This window comes from Micromonospora sp. ALFpr18c (assembly GCF_008868155.1).
Taxonomy (GTDB): Bacteria; Actinomycetota; Actinomycetes; order Mycobacteriales; family Micromonosporaceae; genus Micromonospora.
Map to the genome: position 1 here is coordinate 1 of NZ_WBKR01000085.1, position 25223 is coordinate 25223.

21 protein-coding genes and 1 riboswitch are annotated in these 25223 nt (G+C 73.2%); of the genes, 11 read left to right on the plus strand and 10 right to left on the minus strand.

The annotated features are described in order from the left end of the window. Positions 1-168 precede the first annotated feature (168 nt). From F8271_RS16740 to F8271_RS16760, 4 genes are all read left to right on the plus strand, one after another. Entirely contained in the window at positions 169-693 is a 525-nt protein-coding gene (locus tag F8271_RS16740) for a hypothetical protein (RefSeq protein WP_151490699.1), read from the plus strand. 133 nt (positions 694-826) lie between these two features. Then, the gene (locus F8271_RS16745) at positions 827-1597 is read left to right on the plus strand and encodes a hypothetical protein (protein WP_151490700.1); all 771 of its coding nucleotides are present in this window, start codon (positions 827-829) and stop codon (positions 1595-1597) included. Between the two features lie 302 nt (positions 1598-1899). Further along, positions 1900-2041: riboswitch (cyclic di-AMP (ydaO/yuaA leader) on the plus strand. A 227-nt stretch (positions 2042-2268) separates the two neighbouring features. Beyond that, a complete protein-coding gene (locus F8271_RS16750) occupies positions 2269-3117 on the plus strand; it encodes a C39 family peptidase (protein ID WP_192580316.1) in 849 nt (282 codons plus the stop codon). A 437-nt stretch (positions 3118-3554) separates the two neighbouring features. Next, a complete protein-coding gene (locus F8271_RS16760; protein WP_151490702.1) occupies positions 3555-4301 on the plus strand; it encodes an alpha/beta fold hydrolase in 747 nt (248 codons plus the stop codon). 4 nt (positions 4302-4305) lie between these two features. Here the strand turns inward: F8271_RS16760 and F8271_RS16765 are convergent, their stop codons facing one another. The 4 genes from F8271_RS16765 to F8271_RS16780 all read right to left on the minus strand — a co-directional run bounded on the left by F8271_RS16765 (position 4306) and on the right by F8271_RS16780 (position 9374). Next, entirely contained in the window at positions 4306-5976 is a 1671-nt protein-coding gene (locus tag F8271_RS16765; protein WP_151490703.1) for a CDP-glycerol glycerophosphotransferase family protein, read from the minus strand. 33 nt (positions 5977-6009) lie between these two features. After that, complete coding sequence (locus F8271_RS16770; RefSeq protein ID WP_151490704.1) at positions 6010-7521, minus strand: bifunctional cytidylyltransferase/SDR family oxidoreductase; 1512 nt, start codon at positions 7519-7521, stop codon at positions 6010-6012. A gap of 148 nt (positions 7522-7669) precedes the next feature. Beyond that, the gene (locus F8271_RS16775; protein WP_192580317.1) at positions 7670-8488 is read right to left on the minus strand and encodes an ABC transporter ATP-binding protein; all 819 of its coding nucleotides are present in this window, start codon (positions 8486-8488) and stop codon (positions 7670-7672) included. After that, positions 8481-9374: an ABC transporter permease gene (locus tag F8271_RS16780; protein WP_151490705.1), complete on the minus strand. Its 894-nt coding sequence runs from the start codon at positions 9372-9374 to the stop codon at positions 8481-8483. Before F8271_RS16780 ends, F8271_RS16775 begins: the two co-directional genes overlap by 8 nt. A 218-nt stretch (positions 9375-9592) precedes the next feature. Here F8271_RS16780 and F8271_RS16785 point away from each other — a divergent pair, with 218 nt between their 5' ends. The 3 genes from F8271_RS16785 (at position 9593) to F8271_RS16795 (ending at position 14604) form a co-directional block, all read left to right on the plus strand. After that, positions 9593-10192 (plus strand): TetR/AcrR family transcriptional regulator, encoded by a 600-nt coding sequence (locus F8271_RS16785; RefSeq protein ID WP_151490718.1) that lies wholly within the window; start codon positions 9593-9595, stop codon positions 10190-10192. 136 nt (positions 10193-10328) lie between these two features. Then, entirely contained in the window at positions 10329-12494 is a 2166-nt protein-coding gene (locus F8271_RS16790; RefSeq protein ID WP_151490706.1) for a DUF6077 domain-containing protein, read from the plus strand. Between the two features lie 352 nt (positions 12495-12846). After that, positions 12847-14604, plus strand: a complete 1758-nt coding sequence (locus tag F8271_RS16795; protein ID WP_192580318.1) for a CDP-glycerol glycerophosphotransferase family protein — start codon at positions 12847-12849, stop codon at positions 14602-14604. Between the two features lie 55 nt (positions 14605-14659). On the opposite strand, the gene F8271_RS16800 is transcribed toward F8271_RS16795, so the two are convergent. Further along, positions 14660-14998 (minus strand): DUF952 domain-containing protein, encoded by a 339-nt coding sequence (locus F8271_RS16800; protein WP_151490707.1) that lies wholly within the window; start codon positions 14996-14998, stop codon positions 14660-14662. 101 nt (positions 14999-15099) lie between these two features. Here F8271_RS16800 and F8271_RS16805 point away from each other — a divergent pair, with 101 nt between their 5' ends. The 3 genes from F8271_RS16805 to F8271_RS16815 all read left to right on the plus strand — a co-directional run bounded on the left by F8271_RS16805 (position 15100) and on the right by F8271_RS16815 (position 17604). Beyond that, the gene (locus F8271_RS16805; protein ID WP_151490708.1) at positions 15100-15411 is read left to right on the plus strand and encodes a hypothetical protein; all 312 of its coding nucleotides are present in this window, start codon (positions 15100-15102) and stop codon (positions 15409-15411) included. A gap of 87 nt (positions 15412-15498) precedes the next feature. Further along, complete coding sequence (locus F8271_RS16810; RefSeq protein ID WP_151490709.1) at positions 15499-16155, plus strand: response regulator transcription factor; 657 nt, start codon at positions 15499-15501, stop codon at positions 16153-16155. Between the two features lie 9 nt (positions 16156-16164). Next, on the plus strand, positions 16165-17604 hold the full coding sequence (locus F8271_RS16815; protein ID WP_151490710.1) for a HAMP domain-containing sensor histidine kinase: 1440 nt from the start codon (positions 16165-16167) through the stop codon (positions 17602-17604). Positions 17605-17614: 10 nt separating this feature from the next. Here the strand turns inward: F8271_RS16815 and F8271_RS16820 are convergent, their stop codons facing one another. The 4 genes from F8271_RS16820 to F8271_RS16835 all read right to left on the minus strand — a co-directional run bounded on the left by F8271_RS16820 (position 17615) and on the right by F8271_RS16835 (position 21899). Beyond that, the gene (locus F8271_RS16820) at positions 17615-18580 is read right to left on the minus strand and encodes a TAXI family TRAP transporter solute-binding subunit (protein WP_151490711.1); all 966 of its coding nucleotides are present in this window, start codon (positions 18578-18580) and stop codon (positions 17615-17617) included. A gap of 64 nt (positions 18581-18644) precedes the next feature. Continuing rightward, positions 18645-19313: a hypothetical protein gene (locus F8271_RS16825; RefSeq protein ID WP_151490712.1), complete on the minus strand. Its 669-nt coding sequence runs from the start codon at positions 19311-19313 to the stop codon at positions 18645-18647. A gap of 105 nt (positions 19314-19418) precedes the next feature. Beyond that, a complete protein-coding gene (gene yaaA, locus F8271_RS16830; RefSeq protein ID WP_151490713.1) occupies positions 19419-20216 on the minus strand; it encodes a peroxide stress protein YaaA in 798 nt (265 codons plus the stop codon). Positions 20217-20279: 63 nt separating this feature from the next. Beyond that, positions 20280-21899, minus strand: coding sequence for a glycosyltransferase family 39 protein (locus tag F8271_RS16835; RefSeq protein WP_151490714.1), 1620 nt, complete (start codon positions 21897-21899; stop codon positions 20280-20282). A gap of 124 nt (positions 21900-22023) precedes the next feature. Between F8271_RS16835 and F8271_RS16840 the strand changes: the two genes are divergently transcribed. Next, positions 22024-23064 (plus strand): App1 family protein, encoded by a 1041-nt coding sequence (locus tag F8271_RS16840; protein WP_151490715.1) that lies wholly within the window; start codon positions 22024-22026, stop codon positions 23062-23064. Positions 23065-23079: 15 nt separating this feature from the next. On the opposite strand, the gene glgB is transcribed toward F8271_RS16840, so the two are convergent. After that, on the minus strand, positions 23080-25182 hold the full coding sequence (gene glgB, locus F8271_RS16845; RefSeq protein WP_151490716.1) for a 1,4-alpha-glucan branching protein GlgB: 2103 nt from the start codon (positions 25180-25182) through the stop codon (positions 23080-23082). Positions 25183-25223: the final 41 nt, after the last annotated feature.

Consider the following 25223-nt stretch of genomic DNA (forward strand, 5'->3'; position numbering starts at 1 on the left):
GACGCGGGCAGCGGGCGGGCCGACAATGCGCAGGTCGGCGGGGGTGGCCGGGCCAAGGATCGATCGACATACGCCGACTCGCGCTGATCGTCCACCCTGGTCGGCGCGGCGTGCGCCGACACGCCCGGCGCCGGTGCGCCGGGCCGGCCACGGCGGTAGCGTGGGTACGTGCTTCCGGTCGCGTTCACCTGTCCCCTGTGGTGGGTGGCGCGCTGGGCGACACGGGTGCTGACCAGCCTCGCCGTCGTCGCCGCCCTCACGCTGGGCGCGAGCGCGGGTGCGAGCGCGGGCGCCTCGCCCGGCCCCGGGCACCTGGCGCCGGCCGGCGCGGGGTCGGCGCTGACCGCCGGGCCGCTCACACCGCCGGCCACCGCGCCGTCGGCGTTCAACGCCGGGCACCTCGCACCGTCGGCGTTCACCGCCGGGCCCCTCGCGCCGTCGGCGTTCACCGCCGGGCCCCTCGCGCCGTCCGGCCGGCTCGCTTCTGTCGGACAGGCGCCGTCGGCCACCGCCGGCGATGCCGCTGACCCGCGCATCGCGGCACGGTCGGCCGATCCGCAGCCGGCAAGCCTGGCCGCCCGAAACGTCGTCGTCGCCCTGGGCGTGACTCCGGTGCGGGTGGCCGGGGCCGACCGGCTGCCGCACACCGACGGGCCGACCAGCCGGGCGCCGCGGGCTCCGCCCCGCCGCTGATCCACCGGGACGACCGTTCCGCCGCCGCGCCCTGTCGATCCACCAGCCCCGCACCCGCCGACCCGTGGCCCCGCCGCGATCCGGTCGGCCCGTGCGGCCACCATCGCATCGCTCTCGTTCCGAGGTGTCGACCATGGAGACCGTCGTCTTCTACCAGTTTCTGACCGAGGTGCCCCAGGCCGCCGCCATCTGGTCGGCCCTGTTCCTGCTGGCGTTCAGCGTGCTGGCCGTCCTGGTCGCCCGCCCGGAGCGGGGCGGGCCGACGGGGGAGCCAGCCCCAACCGCGCCCACCGCCCGTGAGGTGGCCGCGGCCGAGGCCGCCGACCTGCGGCGCTACGCCGAGGAGGTGGCCGTCGCGGCGGCCGGCGCGGCCCAGACCGCCCGACGGCGACGCGCTGACTGGCTGATCAGTCAGGAGCGGGTGGAACGGGCCTGGGCCCGCTACGACGAGGCGGACGCCGCGGCCCGTCGCTTCGCCGGGGCCGGGGCGCTGCCCACCCCGCGCACGCCGCACACTCCTGCGGAGTACGCCGCTCGGGAGCGTTACCTGCACCGCGCCGCGATGGCGGCGCACTGGCGCGGAGAGTTGACCATGGGGCAGCTCGGCGACGTGTTCGGGCACCGGCGCGGGTGGGATCCCCGCCGGCACCCGGTCGAGCAGGAGGCCCTGATCGCCCGGGCGATCAGGGACGCGAGGCGCGCCGACTACGTGGTGGCCGCCGGGCGGGAGCGGTCGGCCTGGCGGGACGCCGAGTTGGCCGCCGAGTCGGCCCGCACTCTCGCTGAGGAGGCGTACGCGGCGGCCGCCCGGCTCCGGCCGACCGCGGTGCCGGCCCGCCGGACGGCGACCCGGGTGTTCCGTCCCGCGGTGGTGGCGCGGTGGCGTCCGGCTCGCGTCGGATGAGCCCGATCTGCGGTTGAGCCCGATCTGTGCTGTGAGCCCGGTCACGGGCCCGGGAAATCGGGCGTCCGGCGCGATCGGCCCGATTGGTCCCGCGATTTTGGCGACGTTGCCGGCGGCCTGTCCGGTTGTCGACCACAGGCGTCGCCGTCACCGGTTGTCCCATCGAGTCACGTCATCGGCAATACGCGCAGAAATTGTCGGGCGAAATGATGTTTACGCAGGTGGACACGGCTTGGCAAGGGCTTGAACCGGCCAGTATTGTCGTCCCGTCCGGTGCGGTAACCGATCGCAAGAGGCGACGCCGCGCCGACCCGCTCAATCGTGATCAACGAACCGGGGACCCATCAGTAAGTCCGGGGTGAATCCGCGAGCCACGGCCCGCGGTAGGGCGATCTTCCCGCCCGAATCCGTCAGCTAACCCGGTAGGCGGTGTCGGAAGGAGTTCCATCCTCGTGCAGCACCTTTCCACCCCTCGGTTGTTCCTCCGCCTCCACGGCGCCACGGTGCCCCCGCTCATCCGGTCGGTGAGCTGACCCCCCGGGTCACCGTTTTTCCCGCCCGGCCGCGCCGGGCGTTCCCCTGAGCGGTTCACCATCCGCGGACCCCGGTCCGCGCGCTGGCGCCTGCCCGGATACCGGCTCGGCCCCGGTGTGCCGCTCTCCCCCCGAACCGTGGAGGACCCCGTGAAGCACACCCTGCACCGTCAGCTCCGCCGCCTCAGCACCGAGCGCCCGTACCAGATCGTCGCCGCCTCCGCCGCGGCCCTCGCGATCGCGACCACCACCGGTGTCCTGCTCGCCGACGCTGACGGCGCCCCGGCCAGCCAGCACACCGCGACCACGGTCGCCGAGATGCGCAGCGACACCGCCGCGTCCCGCAGCCAGGCGCGCGTCGCGGCCCCCTCGGCCAGCGTCGCGCCCAGCACCGCCGCCCCGGCCGCCAGCGCCGCGTCGCCCGCCGCGAAGGCCAGCGGCAACCCGGACCTCACCCGGAAGCCGACGCCGCCGAAGCCGCCCGCGACCAAGGTGCTCGACTACGACTACGAGGCGCAGAACACCTACTACAACTGTGGTCCGGCGGCCACCCGCAACGCGCTCAGCGCCAGCGGTGTCGACCGCACCCTGGACGAACTCGCCGTCGAGCTGGGCACCACCGAGATGGGCACCAACTCGGCCGAGGACACCACCCGGGTGCTCAACGCCGAGGTGAAGGGCTCCCCGTACCGGACCCGGATGTTCGCCGGCTCGCCCAGCCCGGCCCAGATGGATCGCCTCCAGGCCGACGTGGTCGCCGCGATCACCGACGGCCGTGGCGTGGTGGCCAACGTGGTCGGCGACGCCACCGACACCGACGGCGGCTGGCACTCCTACGGCGGCGGGCACTACATCGCCGTCGTGGGCTACAAGGACAACGGTCGGACGGTGCGGATCGCCGACTCGGCGAACGCTGCCGACCCGTCGTACTGGGTCACCACGATCGACCTGGCCAACTGGATCGCCACCCGGGGTTACTCCGCCTGACCCAGGCGGTGGAGCGCCGCGGGCGCCGTCTCCCACGAGGGGGCGGCGCCCGCGGCGTCTTCGTGAGTCGATGAAGCCGTACAGCGCGAGGTGGTTCGACTTCGTCCCGCTGACCGTGTGGCCGATGCTGGACGGCCGCACGCTTCCCTTCACGAACAGATAGTCGATCTTGCTGGAGCCGCTGGTGGCGGCCGACCCGTACCCGGTCATGCCGTAGCCGCTCAGCGTGCCGGCCGCGATGCCCGTGCGGTTCGCGTCGATCCCCACGATCCGGATCGTGGAGGCGTTCAACAGGCTCGTCGATACCTGCTGAGCACGAGGGCTCCTCTCCGCGACGACGATGCCCCGTCCAGGTGCCGCACTCTACAGTGGATCTTTATCGGTCGGGTCCGCGCACGACGCTCGTACCTGGCCGCGAACCGTGGGAGACTGCGGCCGTGGGGGATGAATCGGGTGGTCGCGCCGGGCGTGGGCCGGTCCTGCTGCTACTGCACGGGATGGGGGCGACCGGCGACGTGTGGCTGCCCTCGGCGCCGTTGCTGGAGCAGCACTGGCCCGGGCGGTGGCTCGCCCCGGACCTCGCCGGCCACGGCTGGTCGGCGCCGCTGCCGTCGTACTCCTTCGCGGGCCTCGCCGACCGGATCGCCCACGGCCTGGCAGCCGACGACCGGCTCGTCGTGCTCGGGCACTCGTTGGGCGGCGTGGTCGGTCTCGCGCTGGCCGCCCGCGACGCCGGGCTGCCGGTGGACGCGGTGGTCGGGGTGGGCATCAAGGCGGTCTGGTCGCCCGCCGAGCTGAGCCGCACCGCCGACCTCGCCGCCCGTCCGGTCAGCTGGTTCGCCAGCCGCACCGAGGCAGCCCGCCGCTACCTGCGGGTGTCCGGGCTGGCCGGCCTGCTCCCACCGGACCACCCGGTCGTGGACGCCGGGCTCCGGCGGGTCGACGGCCGGTGGCGTCTCGCCATGGATCCGACCGCGTTCGCCGTCGGTGAGCCCGACCTGGCGGCACTGCTCGCGGCGACCGACGTGCCGGTGGTGCTGGCCCGCGGCGAGCACGACCCGATGGTCACCGACGCGCAGCTCAAGGAGTACGGCGTACCCGTCGCCACGCTGCCCGGGCTCGGGCACAACGCGCACGTGGAGGACCCGGCGGCCGTGCTGGCCCTGCTCGACGCGTACCGCTGAGCCGCTACACGCGGGCCGGGGTGGGCAGGGCCTGCGCCGGTGCCAGCTCGCGGCGGGCGGCGCTCAGGAACCCCTCGGCGTACGACTCGGCCGGGAAGTCACCGAGGTAACGGCGGCGGGTGGTCCACCGCGCCTCGGCGGACGGGTCGGTGTCCAGTAGGTCGGTCAGCACCTCGTCCACGTTGGACATGTCCCGGCGCAGCACGTAACCCGACCCGGCCAACGGGAACCGCTCGGTGAACCGGTCACCCTCGTCGCCCATGTCGGTGACCGCGTACGGCTTGCCGGAGTAGAGGTAGTCCGAGATCACCCCGGACACGTCGGAGACCAGCGCGTCCGAGCGGTTGACGCACTCGGTGAGGCTCAGCTCGCGGGCGGCCGCGCCGACGATGTGCGGGCGTCCGCTGCGGGCCCGGTCGGCGACCAGCAGTTCGGTCAGGCGGGCCAGTTGGCGTGCCGACGCCGGGTTCTGCGCCGTGTACGGGTGGGCCCGCAGGATCACGGTCGCGCCGCGCTCCAGCAGCCGACGCAGTAGCTTCTCGGCCACCGGCAGCGAGCAGTAGTCGGCGTCGGCGTGGTGCCCGGTCCAGGTCGGGGTGTAGAGCACGGTGGGCTGCGCCAACCCCCGCGCCGGCTCGGGGCGTACCTCGATCGACTCGACCTGTGGGCGGCCCACCACCACGAACTTGTCCGCCGGGATCTGCACCCCGGCGCGGGCGTATCGGTCGATCGCCGCCGGCCCCGCCACGAAGATCCGGTCGAAGATCCCCGACACCGGGTTGGCGCTCGGCGCCTTGTCGCTGTCGCCGTGGTGCAACTGCACGTGGGTGAGCTGGGTGAAGCGGATGCAGTGGCTGTTCTTCGCGCCGTGGTTGACGTAGAACGCCGCGCGCAGGCTCGGCACCAGCGCCTCGTCCAGCGACCGCAGGGTGGGGCAGTAGACCACCGGCGCGTCGGTGGCCGCGGCGATCGGGGCCAGGAACTCCGGCTCGCGCAGCACGACCAGGAACGGCCGGCCGATCCGCTGCAGGTACGGCAGCCACATGGTGACCTGGTATTCCGAGCCGGGCGGCGCGGAGAAGTAGAGCAGGAACTCCGGCTCGTGCCGGCGCAGGGCGCGCGCCACCGCACCGCCGCCGACGGCCGGGCGGAACCGCCGCCGGGCCAGGTCCAGGGCGACCGCCCCGGCTCCCGCGCCCAGCAGCACGGTGGCGGCCAGGGCCACGCCGGCCGGCAGGGTCAGCGCGGCGGCGAGGGCCACCACGGCGAGCAGCCCGAGCAGGGCGGTGCCGAGCCGGTCGGCGATCAGCGGCGTCCAGGCACGCACCGGCAGGTTGGCGGCCCGGATCTCCAGATTGCCGGCGGTGCGCAGCGGCCCCACCAGCAGCACCAGCCCCAGCAGGACCAGCGCGGTGGCGACCAGCGCGAGGTCGAGCCCGTCGTCCAGCCGCCGGGAGTAACCGACCAGGATCGCGGCGGCGATCAGCGTCGTCTCGGCGACGAGGTCAGCGGTCGGACGGATCCGCTGCTCGGCGGCCGAGCCGGCCAGCGCGGCGACGGCCAGCGCCAACCCCCAGCCGGTGGCGTCGGTGAGCGCCAGCACGACAAAGGCCAGCACGGCCAACCCGGTGCTCAGGCACCGGGCGGCCAGCTTTCGGACCAGGTCGCCGCGCATGTCGCTCCGTTCGTGGTTCCGCAGCCGTCGACGTCAGTTCGCGGACGCCACGCCGGCCGGCGCCTCGGCCCGGTCCGGCCCGGACTGCGCCGGCACGGCCGGTCCGTCACCGGGTGCCCGGCGTACGTCGATGACCTGGCCGGTCAGGTCGGAGATCAGCACGTCCAGCGACGACTGGGCGACGGCCTCCGCGGCCAGCAGGGTGTGCTCCGGCTCCTCGCCGAAGGCCCGGGTACGCATCGGGGTGGCGGTCCGCTCCGGGTTGATGCAGTTGACGCGTACGCCGACGTCAGCCCACTCGTCGGCGAGGGCCTGGGTGAGGTTGACCAGGGCGGCCTTGGTGGCGGAGTAGAGCGCGTAGCGGGCCCGCCCCCGGGTGTACGAGCTGGAGGTGTAGAGCAGCAGTTGGCCCTTGGTCTGCTGGAGGTAGGGCAGGGACTGCCGGGCGATGGTCACCGGGCCGACGAAGTTGACCTGGAGGAGTCGGTCCATGGTCTCCTCGTCCATCTCGGCGAGGGCACCCTTCTCCAGGATCCCGGCGGTGACCACCACGTGGTCGATGCGGCCGGTGGCGTCGAAGGCGGTCTTCAGCGCGGCCTCGACGTCCTCGGCGCGCTCGACGTGGGTGCCGGTGGTGGAGCGGCTGAACGGGAAGACCTGCGCGCCGTAGCGCCGGGCCAGCTCGGTCAGCTCGTGGCCGATGCCGTAGCTGCCGCCGAACACCACGATGGTGCGGCCGGTCAGCTCCTCGGTGTAGCTGCGGTGGTCGGTGAGCCGGGGGGCCTGCGCGGCGGCGAGCTGGAAGAGCTTGTCCGCCAGGTGCACGTCGACCGGGTGGGTGACCTTGATGTTCTCGTCGGAACCGTCGATCACCTTGATCGGGGTGCCGGGCAGGTACCGCAGCACCACGCCGCAGTCGTCGGTGGCGGCGAAGTCCGGGTCACCCTCGGCGATCCGGTACGCCTCGCGGATGGTGGGGGAGCGGAACGCCTGCGGGGTCTGGCCGCGGCGCAGCCGCGAACGCACCGGGATGTCGGTGATGCAGTCGTTGTCGTCGACCTGGATGATCGTGTCTGCGGAGGGGATGGCCACGTCCACGGCGTCGTAGGTCCAGAGCGCGTTCACGCACTCGCGGACGATCCGGCCGCTGAGCAGCGGGCGTACCGCGTCGTGGAAAAGGATGTTGCAGTCGGCCGGGCCGACGGCGTCCAGGGCGATGCGGGTGGTCGCGTTGCGGGTGTCGCCGCCCTCGATCACCTTGGTGACCTTGCGCAGGCCGGCCTTCTCGACGATCTGCCGGGCGTCCTCGACGTGGCCGGTGGCCATCAGCACGATGATCTCGTCGATCTCCGGTGCGGCCTCGAAGACGGCCAGGGTGTGCTCGATGATCGGCTTACCGGCGATCTTCAGCAGTTGCTTCGGGATGCCGAGGCCCAGCCGGGTGCCGGTGCCGCCGGCCAGCACCACGGCCACTGTCCGCGAGGGCCGCCACGGCGTCGGGGTCTCCGTTGCGGCGTCCGGGCCAGTGGTCTGGTCCTGCGTCATTGCCGGATCCTCACTCTCAGGAATGCGTTAACGGAAGGTTCCGCCCGAGCGGCGACGGAATGAACCTTAACGCGCGGACCGCGCCGCCCCAACGCGGGCGACGCGGTCCATGGCGTCGTGTCGATGGCGTCGTGTCGATGGCGTGGCTCTATTTGCTGTTCGCGTACGCCTCGTACGCCCGGATGACCTCGTCGGTCGGCCCGTCCATCCGAATGAGGCCCGATTCCAGCCAGATTGTCCGCTCGCAGGTGTCCCGTACCGAGGAGAGCTGGTGGCTGACCAGGAACACCGTGCCGGCGCCCTCACGCAGCTCCCGCACCCGCTGCTCGCTGCGCTTGCGGAAGCCCTTGTCGCCGGTGGCGAGCGCCTCGTCGATGAGGAGCACGTCGTGCTTCTTTGCGGCGGCGATGGAGAAGCGCAGGCGGGCCGCCATGCCCGACGAGTACGTCCGCATCGGCAGGCTGGCGAAGTCGCCCCGCTCGTTGATCCCGGAGAAGTCGATGATCCCCGCGGCCTGCTTGGCCACCTCGTCCGGGTGCATGCCCATGGCCAGGCATCCGAGCACCACGTTGCGCTCACCGGACAGGTCGTTGAGCAGTGCCGCGTTCACGCCGAGCAGCGACGGCTGCCCCTGCGTGTGGATCGCGCCCCGGTTGACCGGCAGCAGGCCGGCGATGGCCCGCAGGATGGTGGACTTGCCGGAGCCGTTGCTGCCGATCAGCCCGATCGCCTCGCCCCGGTACGCGGTGAACGAGACGCCCTTGACCGCGTGCACCTCCCGGACGTTCGGCGCGTGCGTGCGCTTCACCAGCCGGCGCAGCGCGGCGACCGGTGTGGTGCCACCGGCGGCGCCCTGGTGCACCCGGTAGATGATGTGCGCGTCGTCGACCACCACGGTCGGGATGCGCTCCTGCGTGGCGGTCAGTGTCGCGGTCGCCTCGGTGGGGGCCCCGATGTGCTCAACCACGGCCGTACTCCTGTTCGCCGCGCCAGAAGTAGATGAAACCGCCGATCCCGGCCACCAGCGCCCAACCGGCCGCGACCAGCCAGAGCTGGGTCAGCGACTCGTTGAGCAGCGGCGCCTGTTCGAGCAGGGAGTAGCGGGCCAGCTCGATGTAGACCAGCAGCGGGTTGTACTGCACCAGCGTCGTCGCCCAGGCGGGCAGCCGCTCGAAGAGGCTGACGCTGTAGAGGACGCCGGAGCCGTACATCCAGGTGCGCATGACGAACGGCATGACCTGCTTCAGGTCGCTCGACTTGGAGCCCAGCCGGGCCACCAGCAGCACCACGCCGGCGTTGAACACCGCCTGCAGCAGCAGGGCCGGCGCCAGCAGCAACCACTTCAGGGTGATCGGCTCGCCGGTGACCAGCACGATGCCGATCAGCACGACCATCGAGGCCAGCAGCTGCTGGAACTGGGTGATCGTGGTGGACAGCGGCAGGCTGGCCCGGGGGAAGTGCAGCGCCCGGATCAGCCCCAGGTTGCTGCTGATCGACTGGGTGCCGGCCAGGACCGCGCTCTGGGTGAAGTTGAAGATGAACAGCCCGGTGGTCAGGTACGCGATGAAGTTCGGAATGCTGTTCTGCGCCAGCACCACCCCGAAGATCAGGTAGTAGACCGCCGCATTGGTCAGCGGGGTGAGCACCTGCCAGAGCTGACCCAGCTTGGCGTTGCTGTACGAGGCGACCAGCTTGGCGTTGGCGTACGCGGCGATGAAGTGCCGGTAGGCCCACAGTCGGCGGCTGTACTCGACGAGGCTGGGTCGCTCACCGGCGACCCGCAGCCCGTGCCGAGCGGCCAGCTGCGCCTGGGTCAGGCCCGTGTCGGGGTCGACCAGCGCGGTGGTGGCCATGGAAATGGCGCTCCGATCTTTCGTGCAGACGGGGTTGCTCGCGACGATGGAATCCTAGTGGGATGGGTGCGCGGGGCGCCGCCTCGCCGCTGCGTGGACAGTAGTCCGAAACACGTCGGGACGCAACCGTATCGTCGTTGCGCTACTCTGGTCCGCGTGACCTGTGAGAAGAGCCCCTGGTGACGACCGAGAAGAGGCGTACCCCGGCCGGTGCGGCGGTGCTCCGTGGCGAGATCACCACGGCCATCCGGCGCGCCCTGATGCAGGAGCTCGCCGCGGTCGGCTACGGCCGCCTCTCCATCGAGGCGGTCGCCCGCCGGGCCGGCGTCAGCAAGACCGCGATCTACCGGCGGTGGAACTCCAAGCTCGACCTGGTGGTGGAGATCGTCGCCGCGGCGGCGCACGGCAAGCTCCCGGCGCTGGACACCGGCACCCTGCGCGGCGACCTCGCGCTGCTGTTCCAGGCCGTGGCGCACGCCCTGCGCCACCCGCTGGCCTCGCAGATCATTCCGGACCTGCTGGCCGAGGCCGCCCGCAACCCCAGCATCGACGCGACCCTGCGTGAGGTGCTGCACGCCCGCCAGCAGGACATCGGTGGTCGCCTGGTCAGCCGGGCCGTGCAGCGCGGTGAGCTACCGGCCGACACCGACCCGGACGCCGCGATCGATCTCATCGTCGGCCCGCTCTACTGGCGGCTCGCCATCGCCCGACTGCCCCTCACCGACAGCTACCTGGACCGTCTGGTCGAGTCCGTCGTCGCCGGACTCGGCGTGCAGAGCGGGGTGCCCCACCAGCACGGCGCGGGCGTGGGGACGTGACTCGCGCTGCCGCCGGGCACCCCCGCGTACCCGGTACGAGCCCGGTAGGCTGCACCCGCCAATTCGGACACCCTCCCGTGTCGATCCCAGGGCGGTCCGGCCCCGGGCGTACACGGATAGACGACAAGGACGGCTCGTGACGGAAGTCCAGGACGTTGTGGAGGCACCTGCGCCAGCCGACCGGGGCACGCCCACGGCGCCGGGTGGCCGACGATCAGGCTCGGGTGCTCTGGTCCGACGCGTCAACGCCGCCGTGGCCGCGCTACCTGTCGTCCTCACCGACGCCGCGATCGTCAGCTTCGCGCTCTGGACGTTGCTCTACCACCTCAACCTCGCCCTGGACCTGCGCCCCTCGGTGGTCCTGGCCGCCTGGGCCGTCGCCATGGTGATCACGGTGGCCGTCGGGTGGCGGCTGCGCTCCCGTCGCCGGGCCGGCGAGCCGATCCCGACCACCGGCGCCGAGACGGCGGACGAGTCGCCCGAGGCGTCGCCGGCCGCGGTCGGACGCGCGACACTGCTGCGCCGCTACGTCCTTCCGATCGGTGCGGCGACCGGCGCGGCACTGCTCGCGGCCCTCGGCACCGACCAGCTCACCTGGTGGTTGGCGATCGCCCTCGGCGTCGTCGCGATCGTCTCGGTGTGGACGTCGCTGCGGGTGCGGGGCGCGACGACCGGCTTCGGCGTCACCGTCGGCGGCTCTCCCGCGACCGCCGGCGCGGTGACCACCTCGGTGCAGGGCTACGTGGTGCTCGCCGTCTCGCTGGCCGCCGCGTACTTCGCGACGCTGCTCGCCCGGGTGTCCCTCGACGACGTCTTCTACGTCGGCAAGTCGGTCTGGGTGGCCGAACGCGACGAGATCCCGTTCCGGGACTTCCTGTTCACCGAGGGCGTCCTCCCCGGCGGTACGGCGAACCCGCCGATCCCCTCGTTCGAGGTGTTCATCGGTGCGCTCGCGCGTGTCCTGCACGTGCACGCCGCCTCGGTGACCTGGTATCTCATGCTCCCGCTGCTGGCCGTCTTCGTGATCTTCGCGCTGTGGCGGCTGGTGCTGCGGTGGGCGCCCCGGCGTCCGCTGCTGGTCTTCGGTGTGGCCCTGGCGTACATCCTGCTCGTGGCGGGTGCCCCGGACGTGTTGAACACCTACCACCTGCCCCGGCTCACGCAGGGCAAGAGCGTGTTCGTCCACGGGCTCGTCCCGCTCGCCTGGGTGTACCTCACGGACTTCCTGGAGAACCGGTCCCGGCGGGCCCTCGCCCTGCTCGCGCTGCTCTCGGTCGCCGCCGTCGGGCTGACCACCACCGCGGTCATCCTGCTGCCGCTCCTGGCGGCGACGGTCGCCGCGGTGCTGCTGCTCCTGCGGCGTCCCCGCGAGGCGGTCCTGTGCTTCGCCGCCGCCGCCGCGTACCCGCTGCTGTCCGGCGTGCTCACCCGACTCACCACGAACGGCCTCGACAACGTCATCGCCACGTACACCGAGGTGCAGGAACCGCGCGCCGTCTACGAGTTCAGCCTGTGGCTCGGCGTGCTCGGTGTCATCGCCGGCGTGGCCATGTGGAGTTCCCCGCTGCTGTTGCGTCGCGGCGCGCCACGACTGTTGAGCGCCAGCGCCGTGCTGACCGTGACGCTGCTGCTCGTACCCGGTGTCCTGGTGGTGGGCGCCGAACTCACCGGCTTGGCGGCGGTGCTGTGGCGGGTGCCGTGGATCCTGCCGGTGCCGCTGTTCGTCGGCCTGCTGGCGACGATCCGACTGCCCCGACGGCCCCGGCTCGCCTGGCCGAACCGGGCCCTGGCCTTCGCGATCCCGGTCGCCCTGGTGCTCGCCTTCTTCAACCTTGGCGAGCCGATGTGGACGGCCAATGTCCTGCAGGACAAGCCGAGTTGGCGGATGCCGGACACGCGCAAGAACGTGACGTTCTGGATCACCCGGCAGGACCTGCCGGACGGGCTGGTGCTCGCCCCCACGTCGGTCATGCGGGCCATGCCCCAGGTCACCACCCGCACCCGGGTGGTGATGGCCCGGGACCTCTATCTCACCGACTACGGCATGGACACCCCGTTCGCCAAGGACCGGCTGTTGCTGGGCAGGTTCGCCGACGGCGTCGAGCCGATGCCGTCGGTCGCCGAGGTCGACGCGGCCCTGCGCCGGGTCGACGTGGCCGCGGTCTGCCTGTGGAGGACCAACAAGGTCGGCAACGACGCGGCACCCGCTCTGGGTCTGGTGCGGGTCGCCTCGCGCAAGTCCCCGGGCGGGATGATCTGCTACCGCACCACGACGTCCGGCCCGGCCGCCAGCGGCGGTTGAGCTGCCCGGCCGCCAGCGGCGGTCGAGCTGCCCGAATGCCGGTGTGTGGCGCTTCGGTCGGACGGCAGGTCCGCCGTCCGACGCGGTACCGCGCACCGGCCGGGGCTGCCGGTGCGCGTTTGACCGGATTGTCACCCGATACCCGGGCGATGCCGTCACGCCCTCTCGCGTTAAGGTCGCAGTCACGCGCAGGCGGCCGGCCCCGTGCTCGGGCTGCCGCGCGGCACACTGCACCTCAGGAGCTCGGTGATGGGGAACGGCCTGCGCGAAGAGCGGGAGAGCGGCCGGACGCGATCGGCGTCGGGGACCACCCGCCCAAGCCGGTCATCAAACTCGTAGGGAGCGAAACTCGTTGTTCGGCACGTTGACAGGACGTATCGGGGTGGCCGCCCAGGCCGCACTGCTGGTGCTGTCCTACCTGGTCATGCTCGTCGCCGGCACCTTCGGATGGGTCGGTCTGTTCGCCGTCGCCGGCCTTGTCGCGGTGGTCGGCGAGTTCGCCGTGGCCCGCTGGTCCCCGTCGTCGCCGCTGTTGTTGGAGAAGGTCGGCCTGCACTGGTCGTACCGGCAGTTGACCCGGGACCTCGCCGCCGTGCTGCTGGTCGCCGCCGAGGTCCCGCTCACCGGCGGTGAGCTGACCCTGCTGCTCGCCCTGCCCGCCGCGGTGTGGGTCGTGTCGGTCTTCGCCGGGGCGTTCTCCACGATGATCGAGCGTCGTAACCCGCTCTCCGCCATGGTGCGCAACATCGAGCTGGGTCCGCTGTCCGCCGCCCCGCAGCCGCCGGCCTGGGCGGCAGCTGTCGCCGGTGACCGGATGCCCCTGCTCAACCTGCTGCTGGTGCCGGCCGCCGTGGCCGCCGCGGTCCAGCACGACGTGACGCCGTTCTTCGTCGCCGCCGCGGTGGCCGTGGTGGCGACCGGCGTGGTGGGCGCGATCATCGCGCTGACCTGGCTGCGTGGCCGGGGCGCGGGGCAGGACCCGCTGCTGCCGGCCGTCCAGCGCTGGCTGGACACCTACCGGCCCGAGGTGGCGCTCTACTTCGCCGGCCCGGCGAAGGACGTCTACCAGGCGAACATGTGGCTCGCCCCGACCGAGGCGCTCCAGCAGCGCGCGGTGGTGCTGATGCGCAGCCGGGACGCGTTCCTGGAGCTGGCCGACACGCGGCTGCCGGTGATCTGCGTACCGACCGGGGTGGACTTCATGAACCTCGAACTCGGCAGCATCCGCGCGGCGCTGTACGCCGCGAACGTCGGCGCGAACATCCACATGCTGCGCGAGCCCGGCACGAAGCACGTCTTCGTCGGGCACGGTGACAGCGACAAGCAGGCCAGCGTCAACCCCTACAGCAAGGTGTACGACGAGGTGTGGGTCGCCGGCCTGGCGGGCCGGGAGCGGTACGCCCGGGCCGGCGTGGGGGTGCTCGACTCCGACATCGTGGAGATCGGCCGGCCGCAGCTCGCCGGGGTGCACACCTTCGGCGCCGAGTCGGTGGACCGGCCGTTCACCGTGTTGTACGCGCCCACCTGGGAGGGTTGGCTCGACGACGACCCGTACCACACCTCGCTGGTGCTGATGGGTGAGCGGATCGTCAAGGGGGTGCTGGCCACGACCCCCGGGGTGCGCCTGATCTACAAGCCGCACCCGCTCACCGGGTCGCGGTCGAAGGCGGCCCGGACCGTGCACGAGCGGATCGTCGACGCGATCCGCTCCGCCGGCGGCAACCCGAACGCGTCCTCCCTGGACGGCACCACGCACCTGGTCATCACCGGCCGCACGCCGGCGCTGTTCGACTGCTTCAACCAGACCGACCTGCTGATCAGCGACGTGTCCAGTGTGGTCTCGGACTTCGTACAGAGCCAGCGCCCGTACGTGGTGGCCAACCCGGCCGGCCTGCCGGAGGACGAGTTCCGCCGCGAGTTCCCGACCGCGCGGGCCGCGTACCTGCTCTCCAGGGACTGCGGCGAGCTGGAGAAGATCGTGTCGGTGACCCGGGCCGGTGACGACCCGATGACCGAGGCCCGCCGGGAGCTGAAGACCTACCTGCTCGGGCCGGCCGAGGCCAACCCGATGGACCGGTTCCAGGAGGAGATCGGCCGCCTCTGCCGCTGATCGGCGCACCGCTCCGCGCCCCGGCCCGACACCGTCGGACCGGGGCGTGGTCGTGTCAGTCCAGCAGCGCGGCCACCGCGTCGGCGACCGGGACGTCCACCGGCAACACCCGCGCGGCCACCACCGCGGTGACCGGCAGTGGACCGTACAGGTGCGGGAAGAGGTGCCCGCCCCGCGACGGCTCCCAGCGCAGCACGTCGCCCAACCGTTGCTCGTCGACGCTCAGCAGGGTCAGCCCGGTGGCGCCGGCGAAGTGCCGACGGGCCGTCTCCACCACCTGGTCGGCGGCGGAGAGGTGGATGAAACCGTCCTGCCGGTCCACCGCCGAGCCGGCCAGGTGCCCGGCCGCCCGGGCGTCGTCCCACTCCACGGTCGGCAGCAGCTTGTAGATCACCTCCGCAGCCTACGTCGGCCGGTACGCGTTTCGGCCGTACCGCCGCCGACGCCGGTCGTCGCCCGGCATGCTCAGGTGGAGCGGCCGCGGAGGGGATGGCGATGGAGAACTACGACGACGACTGGACCGACAGCCAGCGCGCGCTGTACGGCGAGTGCTACCGGGCCGGCGGCGAGTGGGCCGCGGATCCGGACACCCCGTCGGACGACGTGCAGCACGTGATCAATCTGGCCGAGGCGGACGACGACGCCTTCGACGACGCCGAGATCGACTATCCGCCCCTGGTCGACGCGGTTACCCAGGCCAGCGGGGTCAACGTCACCAGCGTGCCGGCCCGCCACGACGACCCGGGTTTCCGGGGCTTCACCGACGGCGTCCGGGACGCCGTCGCGGACGACGTCTTCGGCCTCTGACCGGCCGCCCCCGGTGGGCGGGCCTCCCACTCACCGCGCGCTTCTGCCACCATTCGAAGGACGGCGCTGCGAGGGACGGGGGCACGGGTGCGCATCCTGCTGGTGGAGGACGACCGCCGGGTGGCCGCTGCGCTCTCCTCGGCCCTCACCCGGCGCGGATACCAGGTGGAGCACGCGGCCACCGTCGCCGCCGCGCTCTCGGCCGCCCCGTGCGATCTGGTGCTGCTCGACCTGACGCTGCCCGACGGGGACGGCACCGACCTGTGCCGGGCGTTGCGCCGGCGCAGCAGCCAGCTCGGCATCATCGCGGTCACCGCACGGGGCGAGGAACGCGACCGCGTGCTCGGGCTGCGCCTCGGCGCCGACGACTACGTCGTCAAACCGTTCTCGATGGTGGAGTTGCAGGCCCGCATCGAGGCGGTGCTGCGCCGAGCCGCGAACGCGGCACCCGAGCGGCACCTGATCGAGGCCGGGTCGGTGCGCATCGACGTGACCGCCCGGACGGTGACGGTGGACGGCCGGCTGGTCGCGTTGACCCGCAAGGAGTTCGACGTGCTGCTCTCGCTGGCCCGTCAGCCCGGCGTGGCGGTGCCCCGCGACCGCATCCTGCTCGACGCCTGGGGCACCACCTGGGCCGACCGGCACACCGTCGAGGTGCACGTCGGGTCGCTGCGCGGCAAGTTGGGCGACGCCCGCCTGGTGGAGACCGTACGCGGGGTCGGCTACCGGCTGCGCGAGGTCTGAGGGGTCGTCGTGCGCCGCCGCCTGGTGATCAGCTATCTGCTGTTGATGGTGCTCGTCCTGATCGCGTTGGAGACCCCGCTGGCCGCCACCCTGGCCGCGAGCGAGACCGAACGGGTCCGCGCCGACCGGTTGGCCGACGCCACCCGGTTCGCGTCGCTGGCCGGGCCGACGTTGCGCGGCGGCGGGCCGGACCCGATCGAGTCTGAGCTGCGCAGCTACGACGAGCTGTACGCGATCGGAGCGGCCGTCGTCGACCGGGACCGGGGCACGCTGATCGCCTCGCCGCGGTGGCAGCCCGCCGCGACCGCCTCGGTGTTGGACATCGCGCTGTCCGGGCAGCAGACCAGCGCCCCCGGGTCGGTGTGGCCGTGGACGACCGCGCCGGTGGTGGTGGCCGTGCCGGTCAGCGACGGTGGCGAGGTGCTCGGCGCGGTGGTGATCGTGACCCCTGCCGACCCGATCCGCCGGGCCGTCGCCCTCTGGTGGCTGCTGCTCGCCCTGGCGGGTCTGCTCGCCGTACTGGCCTGCGTGCTCACCGCGTTCGGGCTGGCCGGTTGGGTGCTGCGCCCGGTCACCGAACTGGACGCGGTCACCCACGTGATCGCGGAGGGCGACCGGAGCGCCCGGGTGCAGCACCGCCTCGGCCCGCCGGAGCTGCGCCGGCTCGCGGCCGGCTTCAACCACATGGCCGACGTGGTCTCCGACGTGATGGACCGGCAGCGTGCCTTCGTGGCGCACGCCAGCCACCAACTGCGTAACCCGCTCACCGCGCTGCGGCTGCGGGTGGAGGAGCTGGGCCCCAGCCTCACCGACGAGGACGGCCGCTCCGAGCACCGGCTGGCGCTGGAGGAGACCGACCGGCTGGCGCTGGTGCTCGACGCGCTGCTCACCCTGGCCCGGGCCGAACGCGAGGAGAACGAGCGGGTCACCGTCGACGCCGCCGCGGTGGCGGCGTCCCGGGTGGCCGCGTGGGCACCGCTGGCCCGGCACCGGTCGGTCACGCTGCGGCTGGCCACGAGCGATGCCCCGGCGTACGCCCGGACCGTGCCGACCGCCGTCGACCAGGCGTTGGACGCGCTGATCGACAACGCGGTGAAGTTCAGCGGGCCAGGCGGTGCGGTGACCGTGACGGTGGCCCACCGTGACGACGGGGTGGTCCTGGAGGTGCGCGACTCCGGCCCGGGCATGACCGAGAGTCAGCTCGGCCAGGCCACCGAGCGGTTCTGGCGGGCACCGGACGCGCAGAACGTCGACGGCGCGGGGCTCGGCCTGACCATCGTCGCGGTGCTGGTGGACGCCTCCGACGGGCGGCTCACGATGCGCGCGGGGGAGTCGCGGGGGCTGGTCGCCGGCCTGTGGTTTCCGGCGCCGCCACCCGCTCCCGAGGTCGACCGGGTGGCCGTGGACACCGAACCCGCCGGGCCGGCGCGGCCCGTCCCCGCCGGGTGACGGGCGACCGTCAGGGTTTGGCCGCGCGGTACCAGGCCGCCGCGCCGGGGTGCAGCGCCAGCGGGGCGGTGACGATCGCCGAGCGGGGGCTCATCCGTCCCGCCGCCGGATGCGCCGCGGCCAGCTCGGCCCGCCGGTCCATCAACAGTGCGGTCACCTCCCGGACCAGCCGCTGGGGCAGGTTGGCCCGCACGATCAGGTAGTTCGGGTCGGCCACCGTGGTCACCCGGTCGACGCCGTACACCGAGCGGGGAATGTCCCGGGAGACGTAGACCGGGCCGTAGCGGGAGCGCAGGCGCTCGGTCCACTCGCTCAGGTCGACGATCCGGGTGGCGCTGCGCCAGGCCAGCTCCTCGATGCCCCGCACCGGAAGCCCGCCGGAGAAGAAGAACGCGTCGATGCGCCCGGCACGCAGCGCGGCCACCGAGTCGTCCAGTCCGAGCCGTTCGCGGTGCACCGCGTCGCCGCCGAGCCGCGCCACCTCCAGCAGGCGGCTCGCGGTGATCTCGGTACCCGAGCCGGGGGCGCCGACGGACACCCGCCGCCCACCCAGGTCGGCGACGGTACGCACCGGGCCACCGCCCGTGGTGACCAGGTGCAGCTGGTCGTCGTACACCCGGGCGATCGCGTTGATCGACGCGCTCGCCGTGGTGGGGCCGAGCAGCACGTCGGCCTGGGTGAAGCCCAGCTCGGCGTCGCCGGAGCCGACCAGTCGGACGTTCTCCGCCGAGGCGGCGGTGACCACCACGCTGGCCCGTACGTCGGGTAGTTCCCGGTTGAGGATGGCCGCCAGGGACTGCCCGAAGGCGTAGTAGACGGCGGTGGGGCTGCCGGTGGCGATCCGGATCGGCACCGGGTCGGTCGCGGTGTCCCGGCAGCCGCCCACCGTCAGGGTCAGCAGCAGCGTCAACAGGGCCGCCGTGCCCGCGCCGCGGTGGCCGGGCCGGCTGGACGGGGTATGCCTCACGCGCTGCACTGTGCGCCGTCGGCCCGGTGGGCGCAAGCCCGTCCGGGGCGGCCGGCGCGTCACCGGCGCCCGTTCAGCAGGCCGGGCGGCGGGCGGGCTCCAGGGCGGCGCTGCTCAGGATCCGCTCCCGGTCGGGGCCGTCGGCGACGCTGACCAGGAAGCAGCCGGTGCCCGGGCGCAGCCGGGCCGGCACGTCGAGCACGGCGGCGCCGCGGATCAGCACGGCGGCCAGCTCCCGGTCGGTGATCCGGACGCCGAGGATGTGCCGGCGGACGTGCCGCCCACCGGCCAGCAGCGCCGACCGCCAGGCCGAGGCCGCCAGGCGGGACACCCACCGCCGGCGGGCCGGCGAGGCGCCGGGCAGCGGCCCGCCGAGCAGCTCCCGACGCCCCTGCCACCAGCCGGCGTCCAACAGCCGGGTGTACGTCCTGTGGTGTTCCCGGGGCACCCAGAGCCGGTGCAGCTCATAGCGGCGACGCAGGCCACCGACGGCCGCCTCGTGGGTCACCGGGATGTCCAGCCGTCCGAGCAGCTGGCGCATCCGTTGGGCGGCGTCCTCCCGGTTGAACTCGACAGCCGGGGTGTACGACGTGGGCGTCGTGCCCGGTCGGGCGGCGGTCGGCGGTGGCGTGCAGCGCAGCAGGCAGGCGGCCTCGAACGCGTCGCCCAGGGTCAGCCAGTCCAGTGGGGGTGGCGTCGCCGGGGTGCGGAGTCTATCGAGCAGGGCGGGTTCGCGGGTCAACGGAGGCCCCCTTGTCGGAGTCTGGGTTCTCCTACCGTGGCCCCTGCGACGCCATTGCGGAACCGCTCGCGCCGAGCCTTGAGCAAATCTTGCGGCTGCCCGCCGTCACAGGTCGGTGACGACCAGATCCACCTGCCGCACCCGGCCCGGCGCGACGGTCTGCTCCTCGACGGTGTGCTTCAGTTCCCGCAGCGTGCCGATCAGCTCCGCGGCGGTACGCGGCCGGGCCCCGGCGACCAGCAGGTCACGCACCAGCCGCCCCTTGGTCGCCTTGTTGAAGTGGCTCACCACCGAACGGACCGGCGCACCGTCGACCTCCCGTTCGTGCAGCACCCGCACGGTGACCGTCCGCTCGGCCAGCTCCCCGCGTGGCGTCCAGGTGGCCGCGTACGCGCCGGAGCGCAGGTCCAGCACCGGCCCCCGGCCGGCTGCGGCGTCCAGCGCCGGCGCCAGCTCCCCGCGCCAGTACGCCGACAGCGCGCCCACGCCGGGCAGGCGGGCGCCGATCGGGCAGCGGTACGGCGGGATCCGGTCGGCCAGCCGCACCGCGCCCCACAGACCCGAGCTGATCAGGATCGACCGGCGGGCCGCCCGCTGTGCCGGTGCCGGCAGCGAGGCCAGCTCCAGCGCCTCGTAGAGCACCCCCGTGTAGAGCCGTTCGGCCGGTGCGGTGGCCGCCGCCCGCAGTCGGGCGTTGCGCCGCAGCTCGCCGCGCTGCCCGTCGCTGAGGCCGAGCGCCGTCCGAGCCGCCTCCTCGTCCGGGCCGGCGCAGAGCGCCACCAGCGCGTCGAGGACCCGCTCGCGGGCCGGGTTCAGCTCGGGCATCGACAGCCGGTCCGCGGCCCAGCGCCGTCCGGTGCCGGCATCGGCCTTTCCCTCCGAGGGCGGCAGCAGGATGAGCATCGGGTCTCCTCGACGGGTGCGTCGGCGCCCCGCGCGCCGGCCCGGCCAGCGTACGACCCGGCTCTACCGCCACAGCCGCACCGGTGTGTCGGGGTGGTACACGCGATAGCCGCCGACCTCCCGGACGAGCGCGGCGTCGGCGGAGTCGGCGAGCAACCGGCGCAGCCGGCGGTCCATCGGCGAGTCGACCTCCACCACGTAACCCGGCCGTTCGGCCCGGCCGACCTGCCGCCAGTACGGCCGGTAGCGGTTCTGCCCGGGGGACAGGTCGGCGTCGAGCACGCCGCAGACGACCCTCTCGTCGGTGTTGAAGATCAGCCGGTTGCAGGTCCAGTAGTCCCCGTACACCTCGTGCGGGCCGTCGGCGCGCAGGGCGGCGGCCAGGTCCCGGGCCTGGCGCTCCTCGGTTCGCGACGCGGCGGTGCCGGTCGTCGCGAACAGCACGGTGATCACCAGCGTGATCGCGGTCAGCGCGACCAGCACCGCGGTGGCCAGCGCGCCGGTGAGCCGGCCGAGCACGCTGACCGTGCCCCGCCAGGAGGTCAGGGCCGCCACCCAGAGCGGCCAGAGCACCGCCGGCAGTGACAGTTGCAGCACCGACAGGTAGCGGGCGTTGTCCAGTGGGCTGGTCGCGGCGAGCGGGCTGCGCACGTACGACAGCAGGGTCAACGCCGCGCCCGCGACCAGCGCGAGCTGTACGACCGGCCCGACCCGCTCCCCGCGCGGCCCGCCGGCGGCCCGGCGGTACGCGAGTACGGCGAGCGCCGCGGCGGCCACCAGCAGCAGCGGGTAGAGCAGCCCGAACCACTGCTGCCAGCGCCCGCAGCCGTCCACCGGGCAGAGCCCGTGCGCCAGCGGCACCCCCTCCAGCAGGCCACCGGAGATCCGCTCGGACCACGCCGGCAGCGGCCCCGCCTTGGTGCTGACCTCCCGGAACACCGTCAGCGAGTCCTCACCCGGCCCGGCACGCAGGTTGTCGACGATCATCGGCGCGACCCCGACCACGAAGCCCGCCACCAGCAGCAGACCGGACCAACCGAGCAGCTCCCGGCGCAGCGCCCACACCAGCGCCAGCCCGGCCACCGCCAGGTACGGCAGGATCAGCCAGTCCGACCAGGCGGCCACACCGACGAGCAGGCCGAACAGTGCGACGGCGAGCCGCCGGCGGTGCACCGTGCCGGCGGCCAGTCCCACGGTGATCAGCAGCATCAGCAGCACCGCCGGCTTCACCTCCGGCCGCCCGCCGACGACGGTGAGCTGGTCGCGTACCACCCGCTCCGGCCCGAGCGCGAGCAGGCCGACGACGAAGGTGGCGAACCAGGGCGCGCAGATCCGGCGGGTCAACCGGTGGATCAGGTAGAGGAAGAGCGCGTACAGCGCGAGCATTGGCAGCCGCAGCACCGGCCAGCTCGGTCCGGCCAGCGCGACCAGCGGCGCCGCCAGGTACGACTCCAGCATCCCCATGTAGTGCTGGCCGTACAGGAAGACCGGGCGTTCCCGGCCCTGCCCGATGTGCAGCGCGGCGAGGCCGAAGGTGGCCTCGTCGCTGTTCGACACCGGCACCGTGTACAGCGTCAGGACCAGCCGGTAGACGACGCCGACCAGCCCGACCAGCAGCGCCACGAGCGCCGGCCGGTCGAGTCTCGGGCGCCACCGCCCACGGTGCTGCTCTGGATGCGACACGACCAACGCCCCCGTCGTCGTCCCGACCGGAGTGTTTCACGGACGGCGGGCGGGCCGGGGAGGTTCGGCGCAGCCGGGGCCGGCTCGCGTGGCCGTGGGTGTCGACGTGTGGCAGGGTTGGCGCGTGCCACCCACTCCCGCCGGCCAACTGGCCGTTCCGAACCTGCACCGGGCAGCGCGGATCGAGGACGCCGTTCACCAGCTCGTGGAGCGCCGCCTGCGCCGCACCGGCTGGCGGGTCAACATCGTCGCGTACACCGGCTACGGCGCCCCGGGCTGGGTACGGGTGATGTGCCGGGTGCTGCTGGGCCGTCCGGACACCCGCCAGCGGGGCCGCCTGGACAAGGTTCGCGGCTGGCGCAGCTTCACCACCCTGCCGGCGAAACACGTCACGGTGACCATCGAGGCCGGCGGGGTGCGCCACGAGACGCGGGCCGACCGCAGCGGCTTCGTCGACACGCTGGTCGAGGCCGACCTGCCGCCCGGCTGGGGCACGGTCCGGCTCAGCGTCCCCGACGCCGAGCCGGTCGACGCGCCGGTGCGCATCCTCGACCCGGACGTCACGTTCGGCATCCTCTCCGACATCGACGACACGGTGATGGTCACCGCGCTGCCCCGGCCGCTGCTCGCCGCGTGGAACACGTTCGTGCTCGACGAGCACGCCCGCGCCGCCGTACCCGGCATGGCGGTGCTCTTCGAACGCCTCGTCACCGCGCACCCCGGTTCGCCGGTCTTCTACCTCTCCACCGGCGCGTGGAACGTCGCGCCGACGCTGACCCGGTTCCTGTCCCGGCACCTCTACCCGGCCGGGCCGCTGCTGCTCACCGACTGGGGGCCGACGGCCGACCGCTGGTTCCGCAGCGGCATGGAGCACAAGCGCTCCACCCTGGCCCGGCTGGCCAAGGAGTTCCCCGACGTGCGCTGGCTGCTGGTGGGCGACGACGGCCAGCACGACCAGGAGATCTACCGGGAGTTCGCCGCCGCCCACCCGGAGAACGTCGCCGGGGTGGCGATCCGCCGACTGTCCCCGACCCAGTCGGTGCTGGCCGGTAGCCTGCCCGCCCCCGCCGGCCGCCCCTCGTCGGGACCGGTGGGGCAGAAGTGGCTGTCCGCGCCCGACGGCGCCGGCCTGTGGCAGCTGCTCCGAGACGCCAACCTGGTCTGAGCGTCGCCGCGTTCGTCAGCCCTGGCGGAGCCAGACCGCGCCCAGCGGGGGCACCTGGAGGGCCGCCGACGCCACCATTCCGTGCCACGGCACGTCCTCGGCGCGGACCTCGCCCAGGTTGCCCACGCCCGACCCGCCGTAGTGGTGCGCGTCGGTGTTGAGCACCTCGGTCCACGTCCCGCCGGCCGGTAGCCCGATCCGGTAGTCGTGCAGCGGCTGGGCGGAGAAGTTCGCCACGCACACCAGCGTCGAGCCGTCCGGGGCGATCCGGACGAACGACACGGTGTTGTTGGCGACGTCGTCGCCGGCGATCCAGCGGAACCCGGCCGGTTCGGTGTCCTGTGCCCAGAGGGCCGGCGTGTCCCGGTAGACCCGGTTGAGGTCGCCGACGAGCCGTTGCACGCCGGCGCGGGCCGGGTCGTGTAGCAGGTACCAGTCGAGGCCCCGCTCCTCGCTCCACTCCCGGTCGTCGGCCAGCTCGGAGCCCATGAAGAGCAGCTGCTTGCCCGGGTGCGCCCACATGTACGCCAGCAGCGCCCGTACGTTGGCCAGCCGCTGCCAGGTGTCGCCGGGCATCTTGCCGGCCAGTGACCCCTTACCGTGCACGACCTCGTCGTGGCTGATCGGCAGCACGTAGTTCTCGCTCCAGGCGTACGCCAGGGAGAACGTGAGCTGGTGGTGGTGGTGCTGGCGGTAGATCGGATCCTTCGAGGTGTAGAGCAGGGTGTCGTGCATCCAGCCCATGTTCCACTTGAAGCCGAAGCCCAGCCCGCCGTCGGCGGTCGGGCGGGTCACGCCCGGCCAGGCGGTGGACTCCTCGGCGATCATGACGACGCCGGCGTGGTGCTTGTAGACGGTCGCGTTCACCTCCTGCATGAACGCGATGGCCTCCAGGTTCTCCCGACCGCCGTACTGGTTGGGGGCCCACTGGCCGTGCTCGCGGGAGTAGTCCAGGTAGAGCATCGAGGCGACCGCGTCGACCCGCAGCCCGTCGACGTGGAACTGGTCGCACCAGTAGAGGGCGTTCGCGACCAGGAAGTTGCGGACCTCGCGGCGGCCGAAGTCGAACACGTACGTGCCCCAGTCGGGGTGCTCGCCCCGGCGCGGGTCGGGGTGCTCGTAGAGCGGGGTGCCGTCGAAGCGCGCGAGCGCCCACTCGTCCTTGGGGAAGTGCGCGGGCACCCAGTCGAGGATCACGCCGATGCCGGCGGCGTGCAGGGAGTCGACGAGGTGGCGGAAGTCGTCGGGGTCGCCGAAGCGGGACGTCGGCGCGAAGTAGCCGGTCACCTGGTAGCCCCAGGAACCGCCGAACGGGTGCTCCATCACCGGCAGGAACTCCACGTGCGTGAAGCCCAGCTCGGTGACGTACGCGACGAGCTGGTCGGCCAGTTCGCGGTAACCGAGGCCGGGCCGCCAGGAGCCGAGGTGCACCTCGTACACGCTCATCGGCTCCTGGTGGGGCTGGCGCTCGGCCCGCCGGGCCAGCCAGTCCGCGTCGTTCCACCGGTACGTCGAGTGGTGCACCACCGAGGCGGTGGCCGGCGGCACCTCCGCGTACGCCGCGAGGGGGTCGGCCTTGTCCCGCCACTGCCCGTCGGCGCCGAGGACCCGGTACTTGTAGCGGGCGCCGACGCGGGCGTTGGGCACGAACAGCTCCCACACGCCGCTGGAGCCGAGTGACCGCATCGGCCAGCCGTCGTCCGGGCCCCAACCGGTGAAGTCGCCGACCACCCGCACCCCACGGGCGTTGGGCGCCCACACGCTGAACGCCACACCCTCGTCGAAGACCCGCGCGCCGAGCGCGTCCCACAGCCGCTCGTGCCGGCCCTCGCCGATCAGGTGCAGGTCCAGTTCGCCGAGGGTCGGCGGGTAGCGGTACGGGTCGTCGTGCGCGGTGCCGTCGACCTCCACCCGGTAGTCGAGCACGGTGCCCTCGACCTGGGCCTCGAAGACGCCCACGTCGTGCACCCGCTTCATCGGGTACCGCTCGTCGCCGACGAGCAGCACCACGTCACCGGCGCCCCGGCGCATCGTGCGGATCGTCGTGGCGGAGTCGGCGGGGTGCGCGCCGAGCAGCGCGTGCGGGTCGTGCGTCGCGCCGGTGATCAGCTGGTCCATCGGGCGTCCTTCGGGGCGGCGTCGGTCGGTGCGGAGGCGGC